Source organism: Nocardia asteroides (assembly GCF_021183625.1).
GTDB lineage: Bacteria > Actinomycetota > Actinomycetes > Mycobacteriales > Mycobacteriaceae > Nocardia > Nocardia asteroides_A.
Genome location: NZ_CP089214.1, coordinates 1,077,569 through 1,099,110, shown reverse-complemented (window position 1 = coordinate 1,099,110; position 21,542 = coordinate 1,077,569). Strand labels below are relative to the sequence as shown.

Sequence of the window (21,542 nt, the reverse complement as noted above, 5' to 3'; positions counted from 1 at the left end):
CGGCGGGATCGGGTCAGTACGCGCCCTCGCCCTCGGCGACCGCCCGCAGCGTGCGGGTGATGATCCAGAGATCGAGCACCATGGACCAGTTCTCCACGTAGGAGATGTCCAGCTCCACCGACTCCTCGGGGGAGAGATCCGAACGCCCGCTGACCTGCCACAGCCCGGTGACTCCGGGCCGCACCAGCAGCCTGCGCCGCATGACGCCGTCATAGGAGTGCACCTCGCGGCGCACCTGCGGCCGCGGCCCGACCACGCTCATCTCGCGGCGCAGCACATTGAAGAACTGCGGCAGCTCGTCCAGGCTGTACTTGCGCAGGAACCGCCCGACGGGGGTGACCCGCGGATCGTTCTTTATCTTGAAGAAGAGCGGATTCCCGCCGTTCTCCGAGATCAGCGTGTGCACGTGTTTGTCCGCGTGCACGTACATGCTGCGGAACTTGATCATCCGGAACGGCCTGCCGTCCATGCCGATCCGCTCGGAGAGGTAGAAGACCGGGCCGTGGCTGGTGAACTTCACCGCGGCGGCGATCAGCAGCAGGATCGGCGAGATCGCGAGCAGCACCAGCGCCGAGAAGCAGAAGTCGAAGATCGCCTTGCGCAGCGAGAGCGCGCGGTCGTACTGCGGGCGCTCGATGTGCAGCACCGGCATGCCCGCGAGCACCTGGCTCGACATCCTGGTGCCGGAGACGTCCATGATCCCGGCCGCGACGATGAGCTCCGCGCCGAAGGCGTCGAGATCCCAGGCCAGGTGCCGGATGTCGCGCGGGCCGAGCCGGTCGGTCGCCATCACGACGACGGTGTCGGCGCCGGTGCGCCTTGCGGCCCTGATCACCGAGCGGTCGTCGCCGACGATCGGGATCTCGCGCCCGCCGACCGTGATGGAGCCGGGCTCCTCCGGGTTCGGCCCGGTCGCGGTGCAGACGCCGACGACGTGGTAGCCGTACATGTGTTTGCGGTCGAAGTTGTGCGCGATGGCGCGCGCCGATTCCGGCCCGCCGACCACGAGCACCGAGTGCCGGTACCGGCCGAGCGCGCGGTGCCTGGCGGCGCGCCTGCGCCAGGCGGCGCGGGTGCCGACCAGCCCGGCCAGCCCCACCGGCAGCGCCACCGCGAGGTAGTCGTGCGCGGCGTCGGCGCGCAGTACGAATGCACCGATCGCGAGCGCGCCGAACAGGTGCAGCGTCACCGACAGCAACCGCCGGTACTCCTCGTTCCCGCTGCCGACGGTGCGGTGGAAGCGAGTGTCCTTCCAGCCGAGCGCGATCGACCACGCGACCAGGACGGCGATCGCGAGCGCGATCGCGGCGCCGCCGAAGTCCGGCGCCCAGACCACGGGGCGCGCGGCTGTGAAGTTCACATCCACCAGCAGGGCCAGCAGCGTTCCCGCGGCGATGGCCAGTATGTCGGTAACGACGAGCCGTCTGACGTAGCCGATGCGCCAGCGGTCCCGCTCGCCGGGACGGGCGGAGAGGTGGCGCAGGTCGACGGCACCGCCGGTGCCGGTGAGCTCGAGAACCATGTGTGAAACAACCTGCTTGAAGCTTGAAGCGCTAATTCTTCGCAACCGTAGGAAAACGAAGAATTCAGAGGACCCAGCCCGCCGGCGGCGCCGCGGCAGTGCGAATCGAAACCGGGCCGAGCTGTTGCGAAGATATTGCCCCCGATGATCGCCGGGCACAACCCGTAGGAGCCAGGTCACAACCGCATACTGATCGGTATGACGCGAGCCGGTACGCGCGTACGGAAATTCGCAGGCGGGCCGGGATCCGCTCCGGCCGCGGTGATCTCGGACACCCGTCGCCGGGGCCGGTAACTCGAAACAAGCTGTTCGGGGATTTCGGGGCGGAATCGGTCAGTCTTCGGGTCGCGCCGCGCGCACGGTGATGCTAGTTTTCTCCCGGTCGGTAGAGAAGTAACTTCTCGAGCTGCGGGGCGCTCCGGCGGGATTGTTGTTTCGATGTGGAGCCCGTGTGCGTTGTCGTCTGTGTGATTCGCCCAGCTTGACCAGTGTGGTCGACCTGGGAGCCACACCACCCTGTGAGAAGTTCCTGTCCGCCGCCGAGCTCGATCTGCCCGAGCCCACGTACCCCCTGCACCTGCGGGTCTGCGAGGAATGCCTGCTGCTGCAGATTCCCGCGCTGATCACGCCGGAGGAGACCTTCACCGAGTACGCGTACTTCTCGTCGTACTCGGACAGCTGGGTGCGGCACGCGAAGACCTTCGTCTCCGACGCCGTGCTCCGGCTCGGGCTGACCGGCGATTCCCTCGTGGTCGAGGTGGCGAGCAACGACGGATATTTACTGCGCAATGTGGTCGCCGCCGGTGTTCCCTGCCTGGGAATCGAGCCGTCGGTGAATGTCGGCGCGGCCGCCCGCGAGGCCGGGGTGCCGACGCTGACCGCATTCCTGGACGAAGAACTGGCCGAAAAGGTCAGCGCCGAACACGGCCCGGCCGATCTGGTGGTAGCGAACAATGTCTACGCCCACATTCCGGACCTGCGCGGTTTCACGCACGCGCTGCGCGGGCTGGTCGCCGACGACGGCTGGATCTCGATCGAGGTGCACCACGCGCTGAATCTGGTCCGCTTCGGCCAATTCGACACCATCTACCACGAGCATTTCCAGTACTACACGCTGCTGGCGGCGCAGCGGGCGCTCGCGGTGGCCGGGCTGGCGGTGGCCGATGTCGAGCTGCTGCCGACGCACGGCGGTTCGCTGCGGATCTGGGCCCGCCCGGAGGCGGTGGCCGAGCCGACCGAGCGGGTGGCCGAGCTGCTCGCGCTGGAGGCCGAGGCCGGGCTGCACACCGTCGCGGGGTACACCGTGCTGCGCACCAGGGCCGAGGAGGTCCGCCACGACCTGCTCCGCTTCCTGCTCGAGGAGCGGGCCGCGGGCCGGACGGTGGTCGGCTACGGCGCGCCGGGCAAGGGGAACACGCTGCTCAACTGGTGCGGCATCCGCCCCGACCTGCTCGCCTACACGGTCGATCGCAACCCCTACAAGCACGGGAAGTTCACCCCGGGCACCCGCATCCCGATCCACTCGCCGGAGCGGATCGACGCGGACCGGCCGGACGTCGTCGTCGTCCTGCCCTGGAATCTCGAGACGGAGCTGACCGCGCAGTTGCGGCACATCGGCGAGTGGGGCGGCCGGCTGGTCTTCCCGCTGCCGACCGTGCGCGTGGTCGATCCGGTTGACACGGAGGTCGGCACCCGATGAAGGTCGTTCTGTTCTGTGGCGGCTACGGCATGCGCATGCGCAACAGCGACAGCGACGTGGTCCCCAAGCCCATGCAGATGGTCGGGCCGCGGCCGCTGATCTGGCACGTCATGCGGTACTACGCGCACTACGGCCACACCGAGTTCATCCTCTGCCTCGGCTACGGCGCGCACCACATCAAGAATTTCTTCCTGACCTACCAGGAGACGATGTCGAACGACTTCGTCATCCGCGGCGGCGAGGTCGAGCTGCTCGACTCCGACATCGCGGACTGGACCATCACCTTCGTGGACACCGGGCTGGAGTCGGCGATCGGGGAGCGGCTGCGCCGGGCGCGCCCGCACCTGGGCGGCGACGAGATGTTCCTGGCGAACTACTCCGACGTGCTCACCGACGCCCCGCTGGACGAGGTCGTCGGGCGCTTCGAGCGCTCGGGCGCTGCGGCCTCGATGTTGATCGTGCCGCCGCAGTCGTCGTTCCACTGCGTGGACGTGCTGCCGAGCGGCGAGGTCAAGCAGATCACCCCGGTGGCCAAGCTGCCGATCTGGGAGAACGGCGGCTACTTCGTGCTCACCCAGGAGATCTTCGACCACCTGCCCGAGGGCGGCGACCTGGTCGAGGACGCCTGCGGCGCGCTGGCCGCGCAGGGCAGGCTCTTCGGCTACCAGCACTTCGGCTTCTGGAAGCCGGCCGACACCTTCAAGGAGCGCGCCGAGCTGGACACCGGGTACCACCGCGGCGACCGGCCCTGGATGGTCTGGGAGCGTCCCGCGTCGTGATCGCGCTGGTACCCGCGCGGCTCACCGAGATCGCGCTGCTCGGCGCGCACTGCGACGACATCGCGATCGGCGCCGGTGCGACGCTGCTGACGCTGGCGCGCGCGCACGCCGGGCTGCGGGTGCGCGCGCTCGTCCTCTCCGGGGCGGGCACGCCGCGAGAAGCCGAGGAGCGGGCGGCGCTCGAATCGTTCTGCCCCGGCGCCGATCTGGCGCTCACCGTGCTCGACGTGCCGGACGGGCGGGTGCCCGCGCACTGGGATCGGGTGAAGGACGCGCTCGCCGCGTTCCGCCGGAGCACCGAGCCGGAGCTGGTCTTCGCGCCGCACCGCGGCGACGCGCACCAGGATCACCGGACCCTGGCCGAGCTGGTTCCGACCGAGTTCCGTAACCATCTGGTGCTCGGTTACGAGATCCTCAAGTGGGAGACGGATACGCCGCGCCCGACGGTGCTGCACCCGGTGACGCCGGAGGTGGCCGCCGAGAAGGCGGCGCTGCTGGCGAAGCACTACCCCTCGCAGGCACAGCGGGACTGGTTCGACGACGAATCGTTCCTCGGGCTGGCCCGGCTGCGCGGGGTGCAGTGCCACGCGCCGTACGCGGAGGGTTTCCTGATGGACAAGATCGTGCTCGATGTGGGAAGTGGGTAGGGCGATGCGGGTTCTCGTCACCGGGCACCAGGGGTACCTCGGCACCGTGATGGTGCCGCTGCTGCGGGCCGCGGGGCATGAGGTCACCGGCCTCGACACCGGCTATTTCGCCGACTGCGTGCTCGGCGCGGCGCCGCAGGACCCGCCGGGCATCCCGGTCGACCTGCGTGACGTCACCGCCGCGCAGCTGGCGGGCTTCGACGCGGTGATCCACCTGGCCGCGCTCTCCAACGACCCGCTCGGCGCGCTGGTCCCGGAGATCACGCACGACATCAACCACCACGCCTCGGTGCGGCTGGCCCGGCTGGCCAAGGAGGCGGGCGTGCGCCGCTTCCTCTACGCCTCCACCTGCTCGGTCTACGGCTCGGCAGGGGACGGCCTGGTCGACGAGTCGGCGCCGCTGCGCCCGCTCACCCCGTACGCGGAGAGCAAGGTGCGGGTCGAGGACGACGTCGCGGCCATCGCCGACGACGGCTTCGCGCCGGTCTTCCTGCGCAACGCCACCGCCTTCGGCTTCTCGCCCCGGCTGCGCGCCGACATCGTGCTGAACAACCTGGTCGGCCACGCGGTGCTGAGCGGCGTGGTCAAGGTGCTCTCGGACGGCACCCCGTGGCGGCCGCTGGTGCACGCCGAGGACATCGCGGCGGCCTTCGCGGTGTGTCTGCAGGCCCCGGTCGAGGCGATCCACTGCCGCGCCTACAACATCGGCACCGAGCGGAACAACCGCACGGTGGCGGAGATCGCGAACGCGGTGGCCGACGTGATTCCCGGCGCCGAGGTGGTCATCACCGGCGAGTCCGGCGCCGACCCGCGCTCGTACCGGGTCGACTTCGAGGCGGCCCGGCGCGACCTCGGCTTCGAGGCGCGCTGGAGCATTCCGGACGGCGCCGCCCAGCTCTACCGCGAGTACCGCGACCGCGGGCTGACCGCCGACGCCTTCGGCTCCACCTTCGTCCGGCTGGCGACGCTGCGCGCGCTCGGCGAGCGCGGGCTGATCGACGCCGAGCTGCGCCGGGTCAGAACCGATGCGTGAGCCGCTCGGCGGCCAGCAGCTCGCGCCAGCTGCCCGCCGCCCGGTCCCGGGCGGAGACCACGGTGACCGGCTGCGGCCAGGCGAGCGCGAGGTCGGGGTCGTCGTGCGCCACCGCGAGGTCGTCGGCGGGATCGTGCGGGCGGTCGATGCGGTAGCAGACGTCCGCGGTCTCGGTGAGCGCCTGGAAGCCGTGCAGGAAGCCGGGCGGCACGTAGAGGTGCCGGAAGTCGCTGTCGTCGAGGAGGAAGGCACGGCTGCGGCCGAAGGTGGGGGAGTCCGGCCGGATGTCGACCAGGATGTCGTGCACCGCGCCGTGCGCGCAGCGCACCAGCTTGGCCTCGCCGCGGCCGCGCCGCCCGTGCAGCCCCCGGACGACGCCGCGCGCCGAGCGGGACTGCGAGTCCTGCGCGAACGTCGCGCTCACGCCCGCGCCCACCTCCGCGTCGAAGAGCTCGGCGTCGAAGGTGCGGGTGAAGAAGCCCCGTTCGTCGTGGAAGGGCTTCGGGGTCAGCAGGAGGACGCCGGAGAGCTCGGTCCGCTCGATACGCACCGGGTGATCGTGCCATGAGCACCTGCCTGGCCTGCGGGGGCGCCGTGCTGACCCGGGTGCTCGACCTGGGCCGGATGCCCGCCGCCGACCACTTCCCGCCCGCGAGCGAGCCGGTGCGCGCCGACGAGGCGGCGCACCCGCTGGCCATGGCGCTCTGCGCGGCCTGCGGGCTGGCCCAGCTCGCCGCGGACGACACCGAGACCGCCGAGCCGCGCGGCGTCGAGCCGCGGGCGCTGCGCGAGCAGGCCGCCGAGGCGGTCGCGCTGGCCGCCGAGGCGGGGTTGCTGCGCGGGCGCACCGTGCGCGAGTTCGGCAGCCCGCACGGGGGAAGCTGGCTGGAGTTGCTGGCCGCGCGCGGCTTCGCGCCCGCGACCGCCCCCGCCGACGTGGTGCTCGACTGCTTCGGCCTCATGCACGAGCGTGACCAGCGCGCCGCCGTCGCCGAGCGCGCGGCGGCCACCGCGCCCGGCGGTGTGTTGCTGGTGCAGTACCATCCCGTGCACACCATCGTCGCGGGAGAACAGTGGAATGCGTTGCGGCACGGTCATTTCGCCTACTACAGCCTGGCGGTGCTCCGTGCGATGCTCGGCGCGGCCGGGATGTCGGTCGTCACGGCCTGGGATTTCGGGCTGTACGGCGGCACGGTGCTGATCGCCGCGGTGCACGGCCCGGCCGAGCCGGACGCCGCGGTGCGCCGGGTCCTCGCCCGCGAGGTGGGCTCGGCGGATCCGGCGTTCGTCGGCGGGCTGCAGCGCGCGGCCGACCGCCAGCGCGAGACGCTGCGCGCCGCACTGGAACTGGAGGCGGCCCGCGGTGCGCGGGTGTACGCCTACGGCGCCGCGTCCCGCGCGGTGGCGCTGTTCTGCCGGGCGGGGGTCCGGCGGGAGCTGGTGGCCGGGGTGGCCGACGCCTCGCCCGCCAAGCAGGGCAGGCGGATGCCTGGCACCGACGTGCCGATCATCGCGCCCGCCGAGCTGGTCGCCGCCCGCCCGGACCGGGTGCTGCTCACCGTGCCCGACCTGCTGGCCGAGGTCTCCGAGCGGTACCCCGAGCTGACCGGGCGCTGGCTCGTCGGCGAGCCGGCCACGAGCAACGGGGAGCCGCCGATCCGCTGACGCGCACAGGGGGCGGTGCGGCGCTGTGAGGTCGCCCACTGGCGGCAATCCGGGGTTCCCCGGCTAGTCGAATCAGGATAGCTTGACCATTGCTCCGTCGAATTGAAAATTCGAGAATTTCGGAGCTGCACGTAATGAGGGCGGTATGAAAGACCACGGGACCTGTCTCCGGTCCATTCGATTCGCGCCGTATCAGGCTGAACCGATATTTCCCGCCATATTGCCGACATGTTGCTGAATTCATTTTTATCCCGTTTATAGGAGAGGACATGGTCAGCCTTTCGGTCTGTGTTCCCGCCTACCAGGCGGGACGGACCCTGGAACCGACGATGCGCTCGATTCTGAGCCAGGACGTCGAATTCGAACTGCTCGTCCTCGACAACGCGAGCACCGACGAGACCGGCGAGATCGCCGCGTCCTTCGGCGACCCGCGCGTGCGGATCGAGCGCAACGACTCCACGCTGCGCATCGGCGACAACTGGAACCGGGTCATCGAGCTCTCCACCGGCGAGCTGGTCAAGGTGGTCTGCGCCGACGACATCCTGCTGCCCGGCTCGCTGGCCACCCAGCTCGAGATCATGCGGGACCGGGCGTTCGCGCTGAGCTCCTCGCGCTTCCAGGTGATCGACGAGGGCGGCGCGCTGGTCGAGACCGGGCTCGGGCTGCCCGGGCTGGACGGCGTGCACGGCCCGCGCGAGCTCGCCCGCACCATCGTCCGGCGCGGCCCCGCCGACTTCGGCCCGACCGCCGCCGCCATGTTCCGGCGCGAGCACTTCGACCGGGTCGGCGGGCTCCGCGGCGACCTGGTCTTCCCGATGGACGTCGACCTGTTCGCCCGGGTCGGGCAGTTCGGGCTCTTCTACGGCCTCACCGAGGTGGCGGCGGCGTGGCGGAACTCGACCTTCAACCTCTCCAGCCGCACCTCGTCGCTGAGCAAGCTCACCGAGATGCTGCGCTTCCACCATCGCATCGCGCGCGAATGCCCGCGGCTGCTCTCCCCGCTCGACGTCGCCGTCGGCGACCTGCGGCTGGCCAGGGCGGCGCTGCACCGGCTGCGGGTGCGCACCGGGCAGCTGATCCGCACCCGTCACGGGGGGCAGGCATGACCGGCGCCGCACCGCGGGTGCAGATGACCGGGTCGGAGTGGTTCGGCTCCGCCCCCGGCGGGCTGAACCGCTACTTCACCGACCTGCACGCCGCGCTCGCCGCCCGCACCGACATCACCGTCGACGCCGCCGCCTTCGGTACCGCTCCCGCCGGCGCCCGCTCCCTGGGGCCGATCGGCGGCTCCACGCTGCACCGCGCCCGCACCGCCTACGCCGACGCGCCGGCCGGAAAAGCCGTGCTCGACCGGCATTTCGCGCTCTACGGCCCGCCCGCGCGGCGCGGCGAGGCGCTGGTCGTGCACTTCCACGGCCCGTGGGCGGCGGAGAGCAGGATGGCGGGCGAGGGCGCCGCGGCCACCCGCGCCAAGTACCTGCTCGAGCGGGTGCGCGCGCTGCGCGCGGACCGGTTCGTCGTGCTCTCCGGGCACTTCCGCGACCTGCTCGTCACCGACTACCGGGTGCGCCCGGAGAAGATCTCGGTGATCCCGCCCGGCGTCGACCTCACCCACTTCCGTCCGGCCCCGGCGAGCGACCGGCCGGTGGTGCTGTGCGTGCGCAGGCTGGAGCACCGGATGGGGATCGACGTGCTGCTGCGCGGCTGGCCCGCCGTGCTGGCCGCGCACCCCGAGGCCGAGCTGGTGATCGTCGGCACCGGCACCGCCGAGCCCGCGCTGCGCGCGCAGGCCGAGCCGCTCGGCGCGAGCGTGCGGTTCGCCGGCCGGGTGCGCGACGCCGAGTTGACCGGGCTCTACGCCGAGGCGGCGCTCACCGTGGTGCCGTCGGTGGCGCTGGAGGGGTTCGGGTTGATCGCGCTGGAGTCGCTCGCCGCCGGACGGGCGCCGGTGGTGACCGCCTGCGGCGGGCTGCCGGATTCCGTGCGCGAGCTGGACGATTCGCTGATCGTGGCCGCGGGCGACGTCGAGGCGCTCGCCGCCAGGCTGGTGACGGCGCTGGACGGCAAGCTGCCGGACGCGCAGCGCTGCCGCGCGCACGCCGAGACCTTCTCCTGGCCGGCCGCCGCCGACCGGCACGTCGCGCTCTACCGGGAGCTCGCCGGATGATCGACGCCGTCTTCCTGACCCACACCGCCGCCCCCTCCGGCGCCGAGCTGGCGACCCTGCGGCTGCTCACCGCGCTGCGCGCGGGCACCGCGGTGCGGCCGTCGGCGCTGCTCACCGCCGACGGCCCACTGGTCGAGCTGCTCCGCGCCCGCGACATCCCGGTCACCGTGCAGCGCAACGATTTCGACAGCCGCTCGCTGACCATCGCCGGTTCAGGGCCGCTGCGGCTGGCAGGCGGGGCGCTGGAGCTGGTGCGGCTCGGCCGCGCCATCGGCGACACACTGCGCCGCGCGGAGGCCGATGTGGTGGTCGCGCAGAGCACCAAGGCGCTGCTGATGGGGGCGGTAGCGGCGCGGCGGGCCGGAATCCCGCTGGTCTGGCAGGTGCACGACCGGATCTCCGCCGACTACTTCGGCCGGGTTCTCGCCGTCGCGCTTCGGCTGCTCGGCCGGTGGGCCGCGCGCGGGGTCGTGGCCAACAGCCGCGCCACCCTGAGCACCCTCGCCACCCGGCGCCTGCCCGCCGTCGTGGCCTACCCGGGCATCGAGGAGACCGCGCTGCCGCCGCGCGCGCCGCAGCGCCCCGCCGAGGGCGTGCGCATCGTGATGGCGGGCAGGCTCACCGAGTGGAAGGGCCAGGACGTGCTGCTGCGCGCCCTCGCGCTGACCGCGCACCGGCCAGCCGCGGTGACCCTGGTCGGCGGCACCTTCTTCGACGAGCAGGAGTACCGGGCCCGGCTCGAGGAGTTGGCCGCCGCGCTGCCGATCCCGGTCGAGTTCACCGGGCACGTCGCCGATCCGGGGCCGTACCTGGCCGATGCCGACATCGCCGTGCACTGCTCGGTGACCGCGGAGCCGTTCGGCCAGGTCGTGGTCGAGGCGATGCGCGCGGGGTGCGCGGTGCTCGCCGCCGACGCCGGCGGCCCGACCGAGATCGTCCGGCCGGAGGTGGACGGCATCCTGGTCCCGCCCGGCGATCCGGCCGCGCTCGCCGCCGCGCTGGACCGCCTCGCCGCCGACCCCGCGCTGCGCACCCGGCTCGGCACCGCGGCGGTCGAGCGCTCCCGCGACTTCGGGATCGACGCCACCGCGACCGCGGTCACCGGGCTGCTGGCGACCGTCACCGGTAGCAGGGCGGTGGCCGCGCCGTGAACCGCTACGCCGAGGACACCGTCCCGATCCGGATAGTGCACCGGCACTACCCGGTGTCGCTCGACGGCTTGCGGATGCCGGAGTACGACCCGCCCACCGAGGTCATGCCGGCCTTCACCGACTGGCCGACGCAGAAGCTCCCGATCATCGTCAAGCCGCCGCCCGCCGAGCCGGTGTCGCGGACGCGCGAGTTGCTCGGGGTCGCGCGCGACATCGCCTACGTCAGCTTCGGCAAGTACGGCCAGTACCTGGTGACGGTGGCGACGCTGCCGCTCATGGCCAGGGTGCTCGGCACCGAGGGGCTCGGGATGCTCGCCATCGGGATGTCCTCCTACTTCATCGGCTCGCTGCTGGTCGACCTCGGCATCACCTCGTACATGGCCGCCCGCGTCCAGGAGTCGAGCGAGACCAGGAGCCCGGCCGAGCAGACCGCATCGATCAACCGCACCCGCGGCACCTACCTGGTCATCCGCGGCGGCATCCTCGGGGCGGTGACGCTCGCGCTCGCGGTCGTGCTCGCCATCGGCGCGCCGGAGTACCTGCGGATGATCGCGCTCGGGCTCTTCATCGGCGGCGTCTGGTCCATGTCCGAGGACTGGCTGCTGATCGGGCAGGGCCGGTTCGGGGCCTCCACGCTCTACCAGGCGGTGGCACGGATCGCGTACCTGCTGCTGCTCGTGCTGGTGCTGCCGCGCATCCCGACCGCCGAGGTCGCGCTGCTCTGCCTGCTCGGCAACTCGGTGCTCTGCGTGGCGCTGACCTGGTGGGACACCTGGCGCGGGTTCGGCCCGCCGGGCCGCCCGCGCGGGGTCGGCGCGCTGCTGCGCGCGGCGGCGCCGGTGGTCACCGGGCGGCTGCTGGTGACCAGCTACGGGCAGGGCTCGGCCACGGTGTTCGGCGCGGTGCTCAACGCCGCCTCGCTCGGGCTGTACTCGGCCTCGGACCGGCTGGTCCGCGCGGTGCAGTCGCTGCTCGACGCGATCGGCTTCGCGCTGCTGCCCCGGATGGCCAAGCGCGGCGGCGACGAGCGCTTCTGGCCGGACGCGCTGCGCGCCCTCACCGTCTGTACCGCGCTGGCCTGCGCGGCCAGCGCGCTGCTCTGGCTGCTCGCCCCGGTCGTGGTGCCGCTGATCTTCGGCGACCAGTTCACCGAGGCGGTCGCGGTGCTGCGGCTCGAGGTGCTGATCCTGCCTGCCACCACCATCACCTCCTTCATCACCACCGCCATCCTGCCGGTGCGGCAGGACACCATCGGCGTGCTGATCGGCGCGCTGGTCGGCACCTGCATCGCGGGCGTCGCGCTGCTGGTCGCGGCGCGCACACACTCTGTCTGGACCCTGGTCGGCGGCATCGTGGCCGCCGAATTCGCCGTAGCACTCTGGTATCTGGCCCGCACGCGCGGGCTGATCGTGCGTGAACGCGCCGCGGGCGGGGTACTGCCCGCCGGCGCGGAAAGAAGGACACGATGAAGATCCTCTTCGTCGGCGACGACTGGCTCGGCAGCAACGCCCGCTCGCTCGCCGAAGGTTTCCGGCACCTCGGGCACGAGGTGATGGTGATCGACTCGACGGCGGCCACGCTGCCGCCGCGGCTCTCGCCGTCCTGGCTCTACGCCAAGTCGCACGAGCAGCGCGCGCCGTGGACGATCGACCGCGTGCACCAGCGGCTGGAGCGGGCAGGCGCCGAGCTCCGCCCCGACCTGGTCATCGGCTTCAAGTCGGTGCACCTCGACCAGCGCAGGCTGCTCGACATCCCGGCCGCGCTGCACGTGCACTACAGCCCGGACGACGTCGCCAACCCGCAGAACACCACCCCGGACTACCTGGCGCACGAGTCCGAGTGGGACCTGGTGGTCACCACCAAGCGGCACAACCTGCGCGAGCTCATGGCCCGCGGCGCCAAGGAGACGCTCTTCGTGCGCAGCGCCTACGACCCGGCCTGGCACCACCCGGCCGCCAAGCGCACCACCCGGCAGTACCTGGTCGGCTTCATCGGCGCCTGCCGCCCGGACCGGCGCGACGGCATGGTCTCGCTGGCCCGCACCTACGGCGCGCAGCTGCTGGTGGCCGGGCCGGGTTGGCGCCGGGTGCGGCGGCTGCGCACCACCCGCGCCGAGGTCAGACCCGGCGTGTTCGGCGAGGACTTCTCGATGACCGTCGCCTCGGTGACGGCCAACCTGGTGCTGCTCAACTCCGACAACCGGGACACCCACACCTGCCGCACCTTCGAGGTGCCCGCGGCGGGCGGGCTCTTCGTCGGCGAGCGCACCGACGAGCACGCCGAGCTGCTCGACGACGGCGCCGAGGCGTTCCTGTTCTCCAGCCGGGACGAACTGGACGAGATCCTGGAGCGCTGCGCGCTCTTCCCGGACCAGGCCGTCAAGATCGCCGAGGCGGGGTACCGGCGGATCGTCGAGGGCGGGCACAGCTATGCCGACCGCGCGCGGGAGATCCTGAATGCGCTCGACTAGGGTGCCGGAGTGCTGATCGGCAACACCCCGCTGACGATCATCGTGGCCGCGCTGGTCACGATGGTGATCGCCGCGCTGCTGCTCTCCGGCGTACTCCGGGTGCTGCTCATCGCGCAGGCGGTGTACTGGGCCATGTCCTACGTGGCGCGGCCGGTGGTGCTGCTCGTCGTGCAGCCCGCGGCGAGCTTCGGCGACAACGTGGCCGACCCGCGGCTGGTCGCGCTCGGCTACGACCGCGGCATCGAGCAGGCGCTCACCCCGGTCGCCTTCGGCCTCGTCGTCTACGCGCTGCTGATGCTCGGGTACGCGCTGTGGTCGCGCCGGCGCGGCCCCCGGCCGCGGCGGCCGGTGCCGCTGGCCGGTGATCCGAACATGATGGGCACGCTGCTCGTGCTCTACGCGCTCGGCACGCTGGCCCGGCTGGCCAGCGTCGCGAGCGGGTCGGCGGGGGCGGCGGGCGAGGTCGCCAGCGCCTCGCCGGTGCTCAGCCTGCTCGCCATGCCGGCCACGCTCGGCGCGGTCGGGTTGATCGTGCTGGCCAGGCCCGCGCGGAACCGGGACACCATGCTGCTGCTCGGCTTCCTGGTCCTCGGTGAGCTGTGGTGGACGACGGCCATCCAGTCCAAGACGCCGGTGCTCGGCGCGGCGCTCGCCGTCGCGGTCCGCTTCGCGCTGACCGGCTGGACCAGGGAGAAGGTGCTCGGCATCGGGGCGGTCTCGGTGGCGGGCATCGCCGGCTTCGACTGGCTGCAGTCGCTGAAGTCGACGCCGTACCTGCGCGCCCAGGCGGCCTCGGTGGACGCCGCCTACCCGGAGCCGGTACGGCCGTTCCTCTCCCTGCTGCGCCGCTTCGACCTGCTGGAGGCGGCGACCGACGCCTACTTCACCAAGCCGGGCAGCTGGCTGACCCCCGACCAGGTGGTCACCGCGCTGGCCCGCAGCCTGGTGCCGGGGCAGCTGCTGCCCGGCGAGAAGCTGCAGGCCGGAACGGCGTGGGCGACCGACGTGCGCGGCGCGTCGGTGGACATGAGCCAGGTCTCGGTCTCGCTGGCGGAGGGCAGCATCCCGGAGGGGTACGTGCTCGGCGGCTACGCCGGGGTGGTGATCGGGGTGGTCTTCACCGCGATCGTGCTGATCGCGTGGTCGCGTGCGCTGTACGCGCGGCATATGGTTCCGGTGCTGTTCGGGATCGGGCTGATCGAGGTGCCGGTGGTCTTCGAGCGCGGCATGCTCGGCACCGCCGAGACGCTCGGCAAATATCTGCAAGTAGTGGTACTGGCCTGGATGGTCCGCCTCGCGGTGGGCGAATGGCGGCGGCACCGGGAACGGACGACGGCGCCGGTCGCGGCAGCAGTCCCCGTGCCGGTGGGAAGCGAAGGAAAACAATGAGGGAACTCTCCGACTACCTGGCGATCGCGCGCCGCCGCTGGCCCGTCCTGCTGGCCGGGCTCGTGCTCGGTATCGCGCTGGCGGCCTTCTCGGCGCAGTCGGCGCCGAAGTCCTACAGCGCCACCAGCACGGTCTACGTGTCGATGGCGACCGGCACCTCGGTGGCCGACTCCTACCAGGGCGGGCTGGCCGCGCAGCAGCGGGTGCGCTCGTACCTGGAGCTGGTCGGCAGCGACTTCGTGCTGGACCGAGTGATCGGCCAGCTCGGGCTCGGGCTCACCCGCGAGGAGCTGCGCGGCATGGTCTCGGTGGACTCGCCGCCGGCCACCGCGCTGCTGCGGATCACGGTGACCGACTCCGAGGCCGAGCGCTCCCGGCTGCTCACCGACGAGACCGTCTCGCAGTTCCGCGCGCTCGTCACCGAGCTGGAGACGATCGAGGACACCGCTGCCCCGCAGGCCAGGGTCGCCGTGGTCGACCGCGCCGAGCGCCCGGCCGCGGCAGCGGGCGGGAACACCAAGCTGCTCGTGCTCGGCGCGGTCGGCGGGCTCGTACTCGGCGGCGGGGTCGCGCTGCTGCTCGAGCTCTTCGACCGCAGGGTGCGCACCGGCGCCGACCTGGCCCCGCTCGGCAGGCCGCTGCTCGGCTCGGTCGCGCTCGGCACCGACTCCGAGCGCGACGACCTGCGCGCGCTGCGCTCCCGGCTGCCGGAGGCGACGAAGACGGTGCTGCTCACCGGCATCGGCGCGCGCTCCGAGCCCGCGCTCGCCATCGGGCTGGCCGGCGCGCTGGCCGCGACCGGGAGCCGGGTGCTGCTGATCGACGCCGACACCACCCGCACCGGGTCGTCGGCGCTGCTGCCCGCCCCTGAGATCGACTGGCCGGTGCGCAACGGCGCCCCGCAACCGCAGCCCGACCTGGCACTGGTCGGCGCGGGCGAGGCGCAGGAGAACGCCGCGCAGCAGACCACCAAGCTCGACCTGCGCAACATCCCGGAGGCCCCGCCCGCGGACAAGCCGCAGCCGGAGAAGCTCCCCGCCTCGGTCGCGGCCGCCTGGCACACCGGCGGGCTGGCCGCGCTGCTGCGCGGCGACGGCTCGGTGGAGGAGGCCGTCACCCCGTGGCCCGGCGGCAACTTCGCGGTGCTCCCGCTCGGCGCCGCCGACGGCCAGACCGCGGACCTGCTCGCCTCCGCCCGGTTCGTCGCGGTGCTGCGGGCGGCCAGGGAGAAGTACGACCACGTGCTGATCGACGCCGCCGCGCCCGGCGACTCCGCGGACGCGGTCGCGCTGGCAGGCCGGGCCGCGAGCACCGTCGGCGTCGTCGTGCTCGGCGACGCCCGCACCGACCGGGCCGAGGCCGCGCTGGCCACGCTGACCGCGGCGGGCGCCACCATCACCGGGCTGGTCACCGTGAACACCGGCCGGAGCTGGTGGCAGCGGCTCACCCGGCGCAGCCCCAAGCGCACCGCGCCTGCGGTGGAACCCGGGCAGGAGAAGTGAGTGGTCTACGGCGACGGCACCTGCTCGCCGCCGGGCTCGGCGCGGCGGCGGTGCCGCTGGTCGCCTGCGAGGCGCCGGAGGCGCCCGCCCGGACCGGGCCGGTGAGCCCGACCGTGCGCAACGTCCGCGAGTTCGGCGCGCTCGGTGACGGCAAGGCCGACGACACCGCCGCGATCGCGGCCGCGGCGAAGACCGAGGGCGCGCCACCGGTGCTCTACCTGCCCGCGGGCGACTACACCGTCACCGCGTGGCCGGACCTGCCGGACGGCGCCGTCGTCTACGGCGACGGCTCCGACCTCACCACGGTCTTCTGCGACCGGGACACCACGCTGGTGTCGCTGAAGGACAAGCAGCGGATCCGCTTCTCCCGCCTCGGCTTCTACCTGACCGGCCAGAACTCCACCGCCATCAAGCTGAGCAACTGCTTCCGGTGCGGCTTCGACCAGGTGCTGGTGCGCGGCAACCACATCAGCGAGAACCACCCGCGCTACCTGCGGCAGCGCGGCATCGTCCTGGACAGCAACACCGGCGGCACCTCGTTCATCGACTGCGACATCAACAACTTCGGGGTCGGGCTGGTGACCTCGTGCATCCAGAACTACGTGACCTCCTCGAAGTTCACCAGCAACTGGATCGGCGTGCTCGGCACCGGCAACGACCACAATGCCGGGCTCTCCATCAGCAACAGCGAATTCGTCTCCGACAACGACCTGACCACCACCGACCGGCACATCCTGATCGACGGCGCGGCCAACAACTGGTGGCTCACCAACGTCTGGTTCGAGGGCGCCGAGGTGGCGGTGCAGGTCGGAGCGGCCGGGCAGGGCGGGCCGTCGCAGTTCGGGATGGTGAACTGCAAGGCCGCCGCGCGCTCGGTCGTGCTCGACCTGGTGCACTGCCGCCAGCCCTACCTGGCCAACATCGCCTTCGACCCGGACCCGGGGCGGCGCCCGGTCGAGCTGCGGATCGACCCCGAGCGCTGCCCGGAGGGCACCGCCATCAACCTCGTCTCCAGCGCGGGCGATGACATCGACGCGGGCGCGTTCCCCGAGCACTGGCAGGTGATCGGCCGCGGCCGCACGTACCGCCCCAGCTTCACCGGGACGGTGACCGCCCAGGCCGCGGGCGACAGCGAGATCCTGCGCGCGCGGGCCGCCGACGGCGCCGCGGTCTCCTCGATCCTGCCGAGCGGCGCCTACGTCTCCGACCGCGCCGACGCCGGGGTGGTGCTGCGCGACCCGGAGGGCGGCTACTGGCGGCTGGTCGTCGCGCCCGGCGGCGCGCTGACCACAGCCCCGCTGGGCAGGGATCGGCCGGCCCGCTGAGATGACCGCGCCACCGGAACCCGTCGACCCCGCGCCCGCCCCGGGGCCGCGGTGGCCGGTGCTGCGCCGGGTGGCGCTCGGGCTGGCCGGGTTGTCGCTGGTCATCGCCGCGCTGACGGCGGCAGGGCTGCCGGTCTTCGTGCACCCCCAGGTGGATCCGCTGCGGCCGGCCGATGCCATCGTCGTGCTCGGCGGCACGCCGTACGAGCGCTTCGACGTCGGGCTGGAGCTGGCCGAGCGCGGGCTCGCGCCGGAGCTGGTCATCTCGGCATCGACCGGGCTGAAAGACCCGGTCATGGCGCGCTACTGCGATGGCGGGCACATCTTCCGGGTCTCGTGCTTCGAGCCGGACCCGTGGACCACGCAGGGCGAGGCGCAGGAGATCGGGCGGCGGGCGGCGGCCGAGCACTGGCAGCACATCATCGTCGTCACCTTCACCCCGCACGTGTCGCGGGCCAGGTACATCGTGGGCAAGTGTTTCGGCGGCGAACTGACCATGGTGGCCAGCCCGAGCCGCACCGACCTCGCCTTCACCGCCTGGATGTACCTGCGCCAGAGCGCGGGCTACCTCAGGGCTTTCACCGAGATCGGCTGCTGAGCCGGGAAGGAGCGACCGTGACGGATTTCTCGCGGAGCAATGCCGCCCAGGCGCGGCTGCACGAACTGGTGCCCGGCGGCGCGCACACCTACGCCAGGGGCGACGACCAGTACCCGGAGGGGATGGCGCCGGTGCTGGTGCGCGGCAGCGGCTGCCGGGTGACCGACGCCGACGGCAACGAATTCGTCGAGTACGGGATGGGGCTGCGCGCCGTCACGCTCGGCCACGGCTACCGGCCGGTGGTCGATGCGGTGACCGCCGCCATCGCCGACGGCAGCAACTTCTCCCGCCCCACCACGCTGGAGCTCGCCGCCGCCGAGGACTTCCTGGAGCTGGTGCCCGCCGCCGACATGGTGAAGTTCGGCAAGAACGGCTCGGACGCCACCACCGCCGCGGTCCGGCTGGCCCGCGCCGTCACCGGCCGGGTGACCGTCGCGGCCTGCGCGCAGCCGTTCTTCTCCGTCGACGACTGGTTCATCGGCACCACCGCCATGTCGGCGGGCATCCCCGAACCCGGCACCGTCTCCTTCCCGTACGGCGACGCCGCCGCGCTGGAGGCGATGCTGGCCGGGAACGAGGTCGCCTGCGTGATCATGGAGGCCGCCACCGCGCTGCACGAGCCGCCGCCCGGCTACCTGGCCGCGGTGCGCGCGCTCTGCGACCGGTACGGCGCGCTGCTGATCTTCGACGAGATGATCACCGGTTTCCGCTGGTCGGCGGGGGGTGCGCAGGCGGTGTACGGCGTCGCGCCGGACCTCTCCTGCTGGGGCAAGGCGATGGGGAACGGCTTCCCGCTCGCCGCGCTCGCCGGCAAGCGCGAGTACATGGAGCGCGGCGGGCTGCGCACCGACGAGCGGCGGGTCTTCCTGCTCTCCACCACGCACGGCCCGGAGACCGGCGCGCTCGCCGCGTTCCGCGCCGTCGTGCACGCCTACGCCACAACCGACCCGATCGGCCGGATGGAGCGCGCCGGGCTGCGGTTGCGCGCCGGGTTCGAGGCGGTGGTCGCCGAGCTCGGGATCGGCGAGTACCTGCGGGTCGCCGGGCGCCCCTCCTGCCTGGTCTTCCAGACCCTCGACCCGGCCGGGCAGCCCTCGCAGGAGTTCCGCACGCTGTTCCTCGGCGAGCTGCTCCGCCGCGGTGTGCTCGGCCAGTCCTTCGTGACCTCGGCCGCGCACACCGACGCCGACATCGACCACACCGTCGAGGCCGTGCGCGGCGCCGCCGCCGTCTACGCCGATGCGCTCGCCCGCGGCACGGTCGACGGCCTGCTCGACGGCCGCCCGGTCGCCCCCGCGCTGCGCGCCACCGCCGCTCCGCGCCGGCTCGCGCAGGTGCTGCGATGACCAGGATCGCGATCGTGCACGAACGCTTCACCGAGTACGGCGGCTCCGAGGCCGTGGTCGGCGAGTTCGCCCGCGCCTGGCCGCGGGCCCGGGTCTTCGCCCCCCTCGTCGACCCCGCCGCGGCGCCCGACATCGCCCACCCGCCCTGGGACACCATCGAGACCACCTGGCTGAACCGGCTGCACGCCGCCACCGGCCGCCGCTCGCACGCCCCGCTGCTCCCGCTGGTGCCGCGCGCCCTGCGCGGCCTCCCGCTGCGCGAGTTCGACGCCGTGGTGATCAGCCACCACGCCTTCGCCGTGCAGGCCGCGCTCGCCACCGACGCCCCCGCGATCGCCTACGTGCACAGCCCCGCGCGCTGGGCCTGGGACCCCGCCTTCCGCGCCCGCGAGGCCGGTGGCCCGCTCGGCCGCGCCGCGCTCGCCACCCTCGGCGTGCTCGCCAGGCGCGCCGAACTCGCCGCCGCCCCCCGGCTCACCGGCGTGGTCGCCAACTCCCGCGCCGTCGCCGACCGCGTCCGCGACTGGTGGGGGCTGCCCGCCTCGGTCGTGCACCCCCCGGTCCGCCTCGACCGCTTCGCCCCCGACGCCTCGATCCCGCGCGAGGACTTCCTGCTCTTCGCCGGCCGCCTGGTGCCCTACAAGCGCCCCGACCTCGCCATCCGCATCGCCCAGCGCACCGGCCGCCGCCTCGTCGTCGTCGGCGACGGCCGCTACCGCCGCCAGCTGGAGGCGCTCGCCGGCCCCGAGACCACCTTCCTCGGCGCCGCCCCCGACGATGTCCTCGTCGACATGTACCGCCGCTGCGGCGCCCTGCTCATGCCCGGCGTCGAGGACTTCGGCATCGTCCCGGTCGAGGCCATGGCCTGCGGCGCCCCCGTCCTCGCCGTCGGCTCCGGCGGTGCGCTCGACACCGTGCTCCCCGGCCTCAGCGGCGCCCACGTCCCCCCGGGTGACGACGACGCCGTGGTCGACGGCTTCGCCGAGGTCATCGGCGCCCATGACATCACCACCTACGCCCCCGCCGCCGTGCGCGCGCACGCGGAGACGTTCGGCCCGGAGGCGTTTCGCGCCAAGATGGTGGCGGTGGTGGACCAGGCCATGGCGGCCGCCACCGTGTGAGCTGGTCAGGCGGGCGGCGGCCATCGCTCGGCATGCCGAGGCGCGCGGTCTTCCGCCCGGCCGAGCCGGCTGCGCAGCGGCACGATGCGAATCCGGCTCAGGTCTGCCGCTGCGGCTCGTACTCGTCGGCGTCCAGCCCGAAGGTCCACGCCACCCCGGCCTTGGCGGTGGCCGTGCCGGGCGGAACCCGCAGCCAGTAGGTGCGGAAACTGCCGTCCGGCTCGGCGGTGGAGTTGACCACCTCGACCATGACGACATCCTCGTCACCGGGGAGCGGGATGCGCCAGAGGATGCCGGTCTCGTCGCGGTGCACCGGCTCGGCGTGCGATTCGGCGAGGTAGCGGTCGTAACCGAAGTGCTCGAGCATGACGCGGCGCAGCTCGGCGTTCTCCTCGACCCGGATGCGCTCGGGGGTGAGGGTGCTCAGGTCGGCGACCAGCTCGGCGGGGACCGGCATGCCGCTCCAGGCGTGCAGCGCGAACCCGTCGGGGTAGGCGAGCGCGGCGCCGTCGCCGCAGTGCAGCCTGCCCGCCTCGTCGCGCAGCAGCCGGGTGGGGCGCTCGCTGAGCACGACGGCGTGCTCGTACGGCCACCACCAGCCCGCGGTGCGGGCGACCCCGGCTACTCCGGCCAGCGCGGGGGCGCCGTCGAAGGCCGCGAGCCAGGGCGCGTCGTGCTGGCCGAGCACGGCGTCGAGCAGGATCGCGCGAGTCTCGCTCTCGATGCGGGCACGGGACTCGGCATCGGGGGCCGCGCCGGTGTGCACGGCGACCACCTGCTCGCGGACGATGCCGGTGAGCGCACGGGTGAGATCCCAGAGCCGGGCGCCGGTGTCGGCCCAGCGGGTCGCCCAGCCGTCCTGGCCGAGCTCGGCGGCGAGCCGGGCCCGCTCGGCGGCCCACGGCCGGGTGCGCACCCGATCCCGCACGGAGGCACCGGGATTCGTCAGCGCGCGGACGGCGGTGACCGCGGAGGCGGGGGAGCCGGCCCAGATCACGGTGCCGGGGGCGGGCAGCCCGGCGCGGTGGTAGGCGAGCCGGACCGCGGCCTCGGCGGCGGGGCGGTCGGCGGGGCCGGTGGTGGCGGCGACGTCGCGCCAGGTGTCGATGCTCATCGGTGCTCCCGTGC

General features: G+C 73.1%; 19 protein-coding genes. 16 read left to right on the top strand and 3 right to left on the bottom strand.

Annotated elements, in window-relative coordinates; translation table 11 throughout:
* Positions 1–13: 13 nt before the first annotated feature.
* Complete coding sequence (locus tag LTT61_RS05425; protein ID WP_233018830.1) at positions 14–1,522, bottom strand: sugar transferase; 1,509 nt, start codon at positions 1,520–1,522, stop codon at positions 14–16.
* A gap of 451 nt (positions 1,523–1,973) precedes the next feature.
* On the opposite strand from LTT61_RS05425, the gene LTT61_RS05420 reads away from it, so the two are divergent.
* The 4 genes from LTT61_RS05420 to LTT61_RS05405 are packed head-to-tail and all read left to right on the top strand — an operon-like array spanning position 1,974 to position 5,680.
* On the top strand, positions 1,974–3,221 hold the full coding sequence (locus LTT61_RS05420) for a class I SAM-dependent methyltransferase (RefSeq protein WP_233018829.1): 1,248 nt from the start codon (positions 1,974–1,976) through the stop codon (positions 3,219–3,221).
* On the top strand, positions 3,218–4,000 hold the full coding sequence (locus LTT61_RS05415) for a glucose-1-phosphate cytidylyltransferase (RefSeq protein WP_233018828.1): 783 nt from the start codon (positions 3,218–3,220) through the stop codon (positions 3,998–4,000). The genes LTT61_RS05420 and LTT61_RS05415 overlap by 4 nt, the downstream gene beginning before the upstream one ends.
* Positions 3,997–4,647, top strand: a complete 651-nt coding sequence (locus LTT61_RS05410) for a PIG-L deacetylase family protein (protein ID WP_233018827.1) — start codon at positions 3,997–3,999, stop codon at positions 4,645–4,647. The genes LTT61_RS05415 and LTT61_RS05410 overlap by 4 nt, the downstream gene beginning before the upstream one ends.
* Positions 4,648–4,651: 4 nt before the next feature.
* Positions 4,652–5,680: an NAD-dependent epimerase/dehydratase family protein gene (locus LTT61_RS05405; RefSeq protein WP_233018826.1), complete on the top strand. Its 1,029-nt coding sequence runs from the start codon at positions 4,652–4,654 to the stop codon at positions 5,678–5,680.
* On the opposite strand, the gene rfbC is transcribed toward LTT61_RS05405, so the two are convergent.
* Positions 5,664–6,230 carry a dTDP-4-dehydrorhamnose 3,5-epimerase gene (gene rfbC / locus LTT61_RS05400; RefSeq protein ID WP_233018825.1) on the bottom strand — a complete coding sequence of 189 codons (567 nt, stop codon included), beginning with the start codon at positions 6,228–6,230 and terminating at the stop codon, positions 5,664–5,666. The two genes, LTT61_RS05405 and rfbC, sit on opposite strands and share 17 nt — an antisense overlap.
* A 14-nt stretch (positions 6,231–6,244) precedes the next feature.
* On the opposite strand from rfbC, the gene LTT61_RS05395 reads away from it, so the two are divergent.
* The 12 genes from LTT61_RS05395 to LTT61_RS05340 all read left to right on the top strand — a co-directional run bounded on the left by LTT61_RS05395 (position 6,245) and on the right by LTT61_RS05340 (position 20,414).
* A complete protein-coding gene (locus LTT61_RS05395) occupies positions 6,245–7,345 on the top strand; it encodes a class I SAM-dependent methyltransferase (protein ID WP_233018824.1) in 1,101 nt (366 codons plus the stop codon).
* 269 nt (positions 7,346–7,614) lie between these two features.
* Complete coding sequence (locus LTT61_RS05390; RefSeq protein ID WP_233018823.1) at positions 7,615–8,451, top strand: glycosyltransferase family 2 protein; 837 nt, start codon at positions 7,615–7,617, stop codon at positions 8,449–8,451.
* Positions 8,452–8,474: 23 nt separating this feature from the next.
* Complete coding sequence (locus LTT61_RS05385) at positions 8,475–9,512, top strand: glycosyltransferase family 4 protein (RefSeq protein ID WP_233020883.1); 1,038 nt, start codon at positions 8,475–8,477, stop codon at positions 9,510–9,512.
* Positions 9,509–10,663: a glycosyltransferase family 4 protein gene (locus LTT61_RS05380; RefSeq protein ID WP_233018822.1), complete on the top strand. Its 1,155-nt coding sequence runs from the start codon at positions 9,509–9,511 to the stop codon at positions 10,661–10,663. The genes LTT61_RS05385 and LTT61_RS05380 overlap by 4 nt, the downstream gene beginning before the upstream one ends.
* A complete protein-coding gene (locus LTT61_RS05375) occupies positions 10,660–12,132 on the top strand; it encodes a lipopolysaccharide biosynthesis protein (RefSeq protein ID WP_233018821.1) in 1,473 nt (490 codons plus the stop codon). The genes LTT61_RS05380 and LTT61_RS05375 overlap by 4 nt, the downstream gene beginning before the upstream one ends.
* Positions 12,129–13,133 (top strand): CgeB family protein, encoded by a 1,005-nt coding sequence (locus tag LTT61_RS05370; protein ID WP_233018820.1) that lies wholly within the window; start codon positions 12,129–12,131, stop codon positions 13,131–13,133. Before LTT61_RS05375 ends, LTT61_RS05370 begins: the two co-directional genes overlap by 4 nt.
* A gap of 9 nt (positions 13,134–13,142) precedes the next feature.
* Positions 13,143–14,522 carry a hypothetical protein gene (locus LTT61_RS05365; protein ID WP_233018819.1) on the top strand — a complete coding sequence of 460 codons (1,380 nt, stop codon included), beginning with the start codon at positions 13,143–13,145 and terminating at the stop codon, positions 14,520–14,522.
* Entirely contained in the window at positions 14,519–16,024 is a 1,506-nt protein-coding gene (locus LTT61_RS05360; RefSeq protein ID WP_233018818.1) for a protein tyrosine kinase, read from the top strand. Before LTT61_RS05365 ends, LTT61_RS05360 begins: the two co-directional genes overlap by 4 nt.
* The gene (locus tag LTT61_RS05355) at positions 16,021–17,349 is read left to right on the top strand and encodes a glycoside hydrolase family 55 protein (protein ID WP_233018817.1); all 1,329 of its coding nucleotides are present in this window, start codon (positions 16,021–16,023) and stop codon (positions 17,347–17,349) included. Before LTT61_RS05360 ends, LTT61_RS05355 begins: the two co-directional genes overlap by 4 nt.
* A 1-nt stretch (position 17,350) precedes the next feature.
* Positions 17,351–17,947 (top strand): YdcF family protein, encoded by a 597-nt coding sequence (locus LTT61_RS05350; protein ID WP_233018816.1) that lies wholly within the window; start codon positions 17,351–17,353, stop codon positions 17,945–17,947.
* A gap of 17 nt (positions 17,948–17,964) precedes the next feature.
* Positions 17,965–19,293: a glutamate-1-semialdehyde 2,1-aminomutase gene (locus LTT61_RS05345; RefSeq protein WP_233018815.1), complete on the top strand. Its 1,329-nt coding sequence runs from the start codon at positions 17,965–17,967 to the stop codon at positions 19,291–19,293.
* Positions 19,290–20,414 (top strand): glycosyltransferase, encoded by a 1,125-nt coding sequence (locus LTT61_RS05340; protein ID WP_233018814.1) that lies wholly within the window; start codon positions 19,290–19,292, stop codon positions 20,412–20,414. Before LTT61_RS05345 ends, LTT61_RS05340 begins: the two co-directional genes overlap by 4 nt.
* Before the next feature lie 97 nt (positions 20,415–20,511).
* Here LTT61_RS05340 and LTT61_RS05335 read toward each other — a convergent pair whose 3' ends face one another.
* Positions 20,512–21,528, bottom strand: coding sequence for a DUF6745 domain-containing protein (locus LTT61_RS05335; RefSeq protein WP_233018813.1), 1,017 nt, complete (start codon positions 21,526–21,528; stop codon positions 20,512–20,514).
* Between the last annotated feature and the right edge of the window lie 14 nt (positions 21,529–21,542).